The 8,169-nt window shown below is 72.6% G+C and carries 10 protein-coding genes; 9 read left to right on the top strand and 1 reads right to left on the bottom strand.

Annotation, left to right across the window (positions count from 1 at the left end; genetic code table 11):
• The 9 genes from DBR36_RS08020 to lysS form a co-directional block, all read left to right on the top strand.
• A partial coding sequence (locus DBR36_RS08020) for a dihydropteroate synthase (protein WP_181373527.1) occupies positions 1-222 on the top strand: 222 nt, incomplete at its 5' end.
• Positions 222-590 carry a dihydroneopterin aldolase gene (folB, locus tag DBR36_RS08015; protein WP_108318348.1) on the top strand — a complete coding sequence of 123 codons (369 nt, stop codon included), beginning with the start codon at positions 222-224 and terminating at the stop codon, positions 588-590. The genes DBR36_RS08020 and folB, both read left to right, overlap by 1 nt.
• Positions 587-1,105: a 2-amino-4-hydroxy-6-hydroxymethyldihydropteridine diphosphokinase gene (gene folK, locus DBR36_RS08010; RefSeq protein ID WP_108318346.1), complete on the top strand. Its 519-nt coding sequence runs from the start codon at positions 587-589 to the stop codon at positions 1,103-1,105. Before folB ends, folK begins: the two co-directional genes overlap by 4 nt.
• Positions 1,102-1,587 carry a DUF3180 family protein gene (locus tag DBR36_RS08005; protein ID WP_108318344.1) on the top strand — a complete coding sequence of 162 codons (486 nt, stop codon included), beginning with the start codon at positions 1,102-1,104 and terminating at the stop codon, positions 1,585-1,587. The genes folK and DBR36_RS08005 overlap by 4 nt, the downstream gene beginning before the upstream one ends.
• 70 nt (positions 1,588-1,657) lie before the next feature.
• Positions 1,658-2,236: a PH domain-containing protein gene (locus DBR36_RS08000; protein WP_375136068.1), complete on the top strand. Its 579-nt coding sequence runs from the start codon at positions 1,658-1,660 to the stop codon at positions 2,234-2,236.
• Positions 2,233-3,801, top strand: coding sequence for a PH domain-containing protein (locus DBR36_RS07995; RefSeq protein ID WP_108318343.1), 1,569 nt, complete (start codon positions 2,233-2,235; stop codon positions 3,799-3,801). The genes DBR36_RS08000 and DBR36_RS07995 overlap by 4 nt, the downstream gene beginning before the upstream one ends.
• A complete protein-coding gene (locus DBR36_RS07990) occupies positions 3,798-4,517 on the top strand; it encodes a DUF2520 domain-containing protein (protein ID WP_108318342.1) in 720 nt (239 codons plus the stop codon). Before DBR36_RS07995 ends, DBR36_RS07990 begins: the two co-directional genes overlap by 4 nt.
• On the top strand, positions 4,514-5,368 hold the full coding sequence (gene panC, locus DBR36_RS07985) for a pantoate--beta-alanine ligase (protein WP_108318341.1): 855 nt from the start codon (positions 4,514-4,516) through the stop codon (positions 5,366-5,368). Before DBR36_RS07990 ends, panC begins: the two co-directional genes overlap by 4 nt.
• A 99-nt stretch (positions 5,369-5,467) precedes the next feature.
• Positions 5,468-6,988 (top strand): lysine--tRNA ligase, encoded by a 1,521-nt coding sequence (lysS, locus tag DBR36_RS07980; RefSeq protein ID WP_108318340.1) that lies wholly within the window; start codon positions 5,468-5,470, stop codon positions 6,986-6,988.
• On the opposite strand, the gene DBR36_RS07975 is transcribed toward lysS, so the two are convergent.
• Positions 6,939-8,087, bottom strand: a complete 1,149-nt coding sequence (locus tag DBR36_RS07975; protein ID WP_108318339.1) for a DUF4192 family protein — start codon at positions 8,085-8,087, stop codon at positions 6,939-6,941. The genes lysS and DBR36_RS07975 overlap by 50 nt on opposite strands.
• Positions 8,088-8,169: the final 82 nt, after the last annotated feature.

The raw sequence follows: 8,169 nt of genomic DNA, 5'->3' as shown, positions 1-8,169 counted from the left end.
CTCCCGGCCCTCGCCGCACGCGGGCACCGCGTGCTCGTCGGCACGAGCCGCAAGCGCTTCCTCGCCGAGACGCTCGGCGAGGACGTCGACCTCGCCCGCCGCGACCTTGCCACCGCCGTGACGAGTGCGCTGGCCGCCGGAGCCGGCGCGTGGGCCGTGCGCGTGCACGACGTACCGACCACCCGCGACGCTCTCGCCGTCGCCCGCGCCTGGGAGTCCTGATGGATGCCGCCGACCGAATCACCCTGACGGGGGTGCGCGCCTTCGGCTATCACGGGGTGTACCCCGACGAGAAGCGCGAGGGCCAGGAGTTCGTCGTCGACGCCGTGCTGGAGCTCTCGTTGCGCCGCGCCGCCGAGACCGACGACGTCGTCGACACCGTGCACTACGGCGAGCTCGCCGAGCGCCTGGTCGCCGTCGTCGAGGGAGAGCCGGTCGACCTGCTCGAGACGCTCGCACAGCGCCTCGCCGACGACGTGCTGAGCGACACCCGGATCGACGCGGTCACCATCACGGTACACAAGCCGCAGGCTCCGATCACCGTGCCGTTCGGCGACGTGTCGGTCACCATCGCACGGGGGCGCTCGTGAGCGTCCGGCTGGCGCACGGCATCGGCGAGGCGCCGAGATCGACGCCGGTGCGCGCGGTGGTCGCCCTCGGTGCGAACCTGGGCGAGCGCGCCGCCACCCTCGAGGCGGCGGTCGACGAGCTGCGCCACCTCGCGCTGACCTCGGACGTGCGGGTGTCGACGCCCCTCGAGACGGTCGCGGTGACGCTCGACGGAGAGGACGAGGATGCGCCCCGCTACCTCAACGCCGTCGCGCTGCTGCAGACCCGCCTGGCCCCGGCCGAGTTGCTCGCGTCGCTGCACCGCATCGAGGCGCGCCACGGCCGCGTCCGCCGCGAGCGCTGGGGCGACCGCACCCTCGACCTCGATCTGATCGCCTACGGAGACGAGGTGATCCGGCGCGACGACCTCGTCGTCCCCCATCCGCGTGCCCACGAGCGCGCGTTCGTCCTCGCCCCGTGGGCGGAGGTGGATCCGGATGCCGAGATCCCCGGCCGGGGGCGCGTCGTCGACCTGCTCGAAGGGCTCCGGCGATGAAGCGGACGGGGGCCGGCATCCTGATCATCGCCCTCGTGATCGGCGCGGTGGTCGGGTTCGTCGTCGACACGATGCTCACCGCGATGGGACGGACGACCTTCTCGCCGGCGGCGAGCCTGCCCACGATCCTGGTACTGCTGGGGGCCGTGGTGGTGGTTCTCGCGGTCCCGATCTTCCGCGCCTCGCGGGGGCGCAGCGGTCAGCGAATCGATCCCTTCCGGGCACTGCGCATCGCGATGCTCGCGAAGGCCTCGTCGCTGCTGGGCGCCGTCGCGGCCGGATTCGCGGCCGGTCTGCTGGGGTTCCTGCTGACCCGACCGGTGACGCCGTCGATAGGCTCGATGGGATCGATCATCGCGACACTCGCGGCCGGCGCCGTGCTGGTCGTGGCGGGACTCGTGGCCGAGCAGCTGTGCACCATCCGGAAGGACGACGATGACGACACCCCCGGGAACACCCCCGCCGGACCCGTCGGGGCCTGAGTCGGACGCCGGCGCTTCTGCGGCGGCGGGCGCGGTGCCGGACGCCGGCGCTTCTCCGGCGGCGGGCCCGGTGCCGGACGCCGGCGCTTTGCCCGCGGCGGGTGCGGTGCCGGACGCGGGTGCGCTCGGGACGCGGACGTACGACCGGATCCTCGAACCGCGCTCGCCGCGCCGCCTGCCCCTGGGCGACGGGACGTGGCACCAGCTGGCACGCGCGTACGTGCGGGTGCAGCTCATCACGCAGGGCGCGGTGCTGCTGGCCGTGCTCGCCGTCGCCGTGATCGCTCAGACCTGGACGGGGTTCGTCTGGCACTGGATCCCCGCGGGCGTGGTCCTGCTGGTGACGCTCGTCGGGCTGCTCATCACTCCGCGTCAGGCGCGGTCCTTCGGCTACCAGCTGCGGCGGGACGACCTGGTGTTCCGACGCGGCATCCTGTGGCAACGCGTGGTCGCCGTTCCGTACGGGCGCATGCAGCTCGTCGACATCACCCACGGACCGCTCGACCGCGGCTTCGGCATCGCGCAGCTCAAGCTCGTGACCGCCGCGGCGGCGTCGGGTGTGACCATCCCGGGTCTGACGCAGGAGGCGGCCGAGCAGCTGCGCGACACGCTGGTCGCCGTGGCCGAGACGCGTCGGACGGGCCTGTGAGCGATCCGGGCGCCGGCACCGGTGCGCCGCCGCGCGCCGTCGTGCGCTCGCCGTACAGCGACGGCGAGTGGCACCGCCTGCACCCTCTGACGCCGCTGCTGCGCGGGGGGCTGACGCTGCTCGTCGTGATCGGTGTGATCGTGGCGAACCTGCGCGAGCGGCTGATCGAGCTGTTCTTCCCCGTCTTCACCGACCTGCCGCCGGGGGAGTTGCCGCCCGACCCCGTCGATTTCCTGTTCGCGAACAACCTGATCCTCATCGCCGGCGGGATCACCCTCGGGGTGCTCGTCGTGCTGCTCGTGCTGTTCCGCCTGTCGTGGCGGTTCCACACTCTGCGCATCGGCGACGACGACGTCGAGGTCCGCTCCGGAGTGCTGTTCCGTACGCATCGGCGGGCGCCGCTCGACCGCGTCCAGGGCGTCAACCTGACGCGCCCGATGATCGCGCGGCTGCTCGGGCTGGCCAAGCTCGAGGTCGTCGGCGCGGGCCTGGACGCGAACGTCCGGCTCGAATACCTCTCGGGCAAGGATGCCGAGGCCATCCGCGGCGACATCCTGCGCCTCGCGTCGGGCCGCCGACTGGCCGAGGCGCGGGTGAAGGACGGCGAACGCGGGTCGCTCGTGCGCCAGGCGGCGGATGCCGTGGGCTCGGGGCTGCAGCAGCTCGTCGACGGTGAGGACTTCGGCGATGCCGAGCCCGAGACCATCGTCCGCATCCCGATCGGCCGTCTCGTGGCATCCCGTGTCCTGAGCGGGTCGACGCTCGTCCTCGTCGCCCTGGTGGGGGGTATCGCGGTGGCCGCCTCGGTCTCGACGCTGTGGCTGCTGTTCACGGTCATCCCCATGTTCCTGGCGTTCGGTGCGTACTACGTGCGATCCATCGCGCGGGGGCTGCGCTACTCGATCGCGCCGACCCCCGACGGGGTGCGCGTCACGTTCGGGCTGTTCACGACGGTGTCCGAGGTCGTTCCCCCGGGGCGGGTGCACGCGATCGAGGTGCATCAGCCGCTGATGTGGCGTCCGTTCGGATGGTGGGCCGTCTCGGTCAACCGCCTGTCGGGTCGCTCGTCGACGGACACCAGCACCGACCAGTTCGCCGCCGTCCTGCCCATCGGCACGCGCGACGACGTCGAACGCGTGCTCCGGATCCTCGCCCCGGGTCTGTCGGCCGAGGAATGGACACTCGTGTTCCGGGACGGCATCCTGGGTCCGGTGGACGACGATCCCTACACGACCACCCCGGCTCGTGCGCGGTGGCTGCGGCCGCTGTCGTGGCGGCGCAACGGCGCCCTCGTGACGGCCGATGCCCTGCTGCTGCGCCATGGATGGGTGCGGCGCTCGCTCAGCATCCTGCCCCTCGCCCGCCTGCAGTCGGTCGGGATACATCAGGGCCCGGTGGCGCGGGCCCTGGGCACGGCGACGGTCGTCGGCCACGTGATCGCCGGGAGCGTGCAGACCGCGGTGGGTGCACTCGACCGCGATGACGCCGTCGCGCTCTTCGAGAAGACGGCGCACGCGGCCGTGGTCGCGGCGGCGGGCGACCGCAGCCACCGGTGGGCCGGATGAGCGGCCGCGACGGACGTCTGGGCGTCGGCGTCATCGGCGCGGGTCGGGTGGGGCCCGTCATCGGCGCGGCCCTCGCGGGAGCCGGGCACGCGCTCACCGGCATCACCTCGGGATCGGACGACGACCGCGTCGAGGCCATCCTGCCGGGACTGCCCGTCCTCGCCGCCGACGAGGTGGTGCGCCGCAGCGAGCTCGTGGTCATCGCCGTCCCGCACGACGAGATCCCGGGGCTCGTGGCGGGGCTGGCCGACCTCGGCGCCTGGCAGCCCGGGCAGCTGGTGCTGCACACCGATGCGGGGTACGGGGCGCGTGTGCTCGACCCGGCGGCTCTGCGCGGGGCGATCCCCCTCGCGATCCACCCGGCCATCTCGTTCACGGGAGCGTCGTCCGTCGACCTGCGACAGCTCGCCCAGGCGTACGCCGCCGTCACCGCCCCGGGCCCGGTGCTGCCGATCGCGCAGGCCCTCGCCGTCGAGCTCGGGTGTGAACCGGTGGTCGTCGCCGAAGAGGACCGGCCGACGTACGCCGAGGCCATCGCGACGGCGACGGAGTTCTCGCGCTCGATCGTGCGGCAGAGCTCCGAGCTGCTGACGCGTGTCGGCGTCGACAACCCCGGCGGGTACCTCTCGGCCCTCGTCCGCTCCACCGTCGACCAGGCCCTCGCCGAGGGAGCCGGCCGGAGCGTGCGGGACGGCGACGCTACGATCGACGGATGATCCGCACCCTCGACGATCTGCGCACCCGACTCGGCGAGATCCGCGACGCGGACCGACCCACCGACCGTCCGCGCGTCGCGCTCGTCTCGACGCTGGGTGCGCTGCACGACGGCCACGTCGACCTCATCCGCGAGGCGCGCGAGCGCGCCGACGTCGTCGTCGTCTCGACGTTCGTCAACCCGCTGCGCTTCCGCACGGCCGATGAGACCGCGGCCTACCCGCGCTCGCCCGAGGCGGACGCGCGCGTGCTCGACGAGCTGGGCGTCGACGTGGTCTTCGCCCCGTCCGCGGCGGAATTCCTGCCCGCGGGCACGGCCACCACGCGGGTGTCGGCGGGTGACGTGGGCCTGCGGTACGAGGGACGGGTGCGCCCGTTCTACTTCGACGGCGTCCTCACCGTCGAGGCCAAGCTCTTCCACCTGATCGCCCCGGACGTGGTCGTCTACGGGGAGCGCGATCCGCAGCGCATCTTCTTGGTGCGACGCATGGTGCGCGATCTCGACTTCGCCGTCGAGGTCGTCTCGGTCCCGACCGTGCGCACCGACGACGGTCTGCCGATCTCGAGTCGCGTCGCCCTGCTCGACGAGGCGGATCGCCGCGCCGCGGCCAAACTCCCGCGCGCGCTCGAGGCGGCGGCATCCAATGCGGACATGGGCGTCGACGCCTGCATCGCCGCCGCGCAATCGTCGCTGATGGGCGAGCAGCGCATCTCGCTGGAGTACCTCAGCGTGGTCGATCCCGCCACGTTCCTCCCCGTCGACGAGGGCCACCACGGCCGGGCCCTGGCACTGATCGCCGCGACGGTGGGTGGGCACCGCTTCATCGACAACGCCGAGATCTCGCTGCGCTGAGGCGGAGCCGGGGCGGCGCCGGCCGATCGGGCGGGGGTGCGCGCCGCGGAGCGCTCGGACGCGGCGAATAGAATGGGCGAGACCCCGAGGAGCTTGACGATGACCGACGCGCCCGCGAACGACGCCGCCGAACCCACCGAAGACGAGGTCTTCGAGCAGAAGGCGGTGCGACTGGCCAAGCGCGAGCGTCTGCTCGCCGAGCGCGTCGACGCCGCCGGTGGCGCCTACCCGGTCTCGGTGCCGATCACCACCACGATCCCCGAGCTGCGCTCCCGCTTCGGCGACCTCGAGGCCGGGGCCGAGACGGGCGAGACGGCGGGTGTCGCCGGACGCGTGGTGTTCAGCCGCAACACCGGCAAGCTGTGCTTCGCCTCGCTGCAGGCCGGCGACGGCAGCCGCATCCAGGCAATGGTGTCGCTCGCCAACGTGGGCGACGAGTCGCTGCAGGCGTGGAAGGAACTCGTCGACCTCGGCGACCACGTGTTCGTCTCGGGCGAGGTGATCTCGAGCCGTCGCGGCGAGCTGTCGATCATGGTGAGCGAGTGGACGATCGCGGCGAAGGCCGTGCTGCCCCTGCCCAACCTGCACTCCGAGCTGAGCGAAGAGAGCCGTGTGCGCAGCCGCTTCCTCGACCTCATCGTGCGCGACCGCGCCCGTGAGACGGTCCTGGCCCGCGCCAAGGTCAACGCGAGCCTGCGCCGCACCTTCACCGAGCGCGACTTCGTCGAGGTCGAGACGCCGATGCTGCAGGTGCAGCACGGCGGCGCGAGCGCCCGTCCTTTCACGACCCACTCAAACGCCTTCGACACCGAGCTGTACCTGCGCATCGCCCCCGAGCTCTTCCTCAAGCGCGCGGTCGTGGGTGGCATCGACCGGGTCTACGAGATCAACCGCAACTTCCGCAACGAGGGCGCCGACTCCACGCACAGCCCCGAGTTCGCGATGCTCGAGGCCTACCAGGCCTACACCGACTACCACGGCATCGCCGACCTGACGCAGACCCTGATCCAGGATGCCGCGATCGCCGTCGCCGGTTCGACCACCGTCACGTGGGCGGACGGCACCGAGTACGACCTCGGCGGCGACTGGGACCGCATCTCGATGTACGACTCCCTGTCGGCGGCGTCCGGGCGCGAGATCACCCCGCAGACCCCGGTCGAGGAGCTGCGCGCGTTCGGCGCCGAGCAGGGCGTGGACGCACCCCCGCACGAGACGCACGGCAAGTGGGTCGAGGAACTGTGGGAGCACTTCGTCAAGGGCGGGCTGACGCGCCCCACGTTCGTCATGGACTTCCCCGTCGACACCAGCCCCCTGGTGCGCGAGCACCGCTCCATCGAGGGCGTCGTGGAGAAGTGGGACCTCTACGTCCGCGGCTTCGAGCTGGCCACGGGGTACTCCGAGTTGGTCGACCCCGTGATCCAGCGTCACCGCTTCACCGAGCAGGCCAAGCTCGCCGCGCGCGGCGATGACGAGGCCATGCCGATCGACGAGGAGTTCCTGCGGGCTCTCGAGCACGGCATGCCGCCCACGGGCGGCATGGGCATGGGGATCGACCGCCTGCTGATGGCGATCACCGGGCTCGGAATCCGCGAGACGATCCTGTTCCCGCTGGTGAAGTAGGGCGCTCGTACACCCACTCCGGCAGCTGTCCGGCCGACACCAGCGCGAGCACGATCTCGCTGAGACCGTGCTGCGCGTCGATGCGCAGGGCCCGTTCGGCGTAGGTGGCGGCGTGACTGGCGCGGCCGCCCGCCCACGCGAGCCACGCGCAGGCCGCGAGCGGTCCGGGTCGACGATCCTCCGGCGTGAGCGCGGCCACCCGCCGGCACGCGTCGAGGCCGGCTCGCAGTCGCGACGGGTCGGGCAGGGCGCCCTCGCCGTACAGGGGACGCGCGAGATCCGGAGGGATGGGCGTGCCGGTGCGGTACTCCGTCTGCGCGTGCAGGACGGCATCCCCCGTCGGAAGATCCGTGGCCCATTGCACAAGGGCGACGTCGCGCAAAGCCGGGCGCTCGAGGCAGAAGCCGAGAGCCGCCAGGTGGGCGAGATCGAGCTGGTCGGTCGGCGTCGACGCGATCCGCTCGAACAGCGCCGGCGGATCTCCGATCCCGGCCACGGCCTCGTCGATCCGGGCGCGACGCGCGGGGCCCACGCGTCGCCGCGCGGAGGTGCGGTGCAGCGCGACTTCGACGTCGTCGAGGAGTCGGCCGAACGCGCGGGCCGACTCGGCGTCGATCTCGGGCAGGGCCGCGGCGGACGTCTGATCGGGGTGCACCTCGAGGCCCTCGACGGCCGGCGCCGGGTGAGCCGCGATCTCGGCGAGCGGGTGGATCGCCGTCGGCTCGAAGAAGCTGGCCCACCCGTCCGCGCCGACCACGAGGGCGTCGACCAGGCGTAAGCCGCAGATCTGCGCGCGGGAGCGCACGGCATCCACGAATCCCAGATGCGGCAGCCCCGCCTGGAGCGGGACGTCCGCGTAGACGACGACCGCGACACCGTCGGTGCGGCGGACCTTGCAGGCCATGCCGATGACGGTCGAGGCCAGCCCGTCTTCGGCGGCGTCGCCCTCGGGCGGCAGGTCCACGCGCATCGCCCCGAGGGACTGGCTGCCGTCGAAGGGGACGATGACGAGGCTCTGCCGGGGCGTGCATTCGAGCAGGTGGGGGACGACGGACAGGAACGCGGACGACGAGGTGGCGCGGACGACGGTGGTGGTCATGGGTCGAGAATGGCCGCACCGCCGCACCGGCCGCGGAGCCCGATAGCTCGATGGTGGATGACTTCGCCGCTCGACCGGGTGG

This window comes from Microbacterium sp. HMWF026, assembly GCF_003061325.1.
Lineage (GTDB): Bacteria > Actinomycetota > Actinomycetes > Actinomycetales > Microbacteriaceae > Microbacterium > Microbacterium testaceum_E.
Note: the sequence above shows the minus strand (reverse complement) of the source record. Positions and strands in the feature narration are given on the sequence as shown.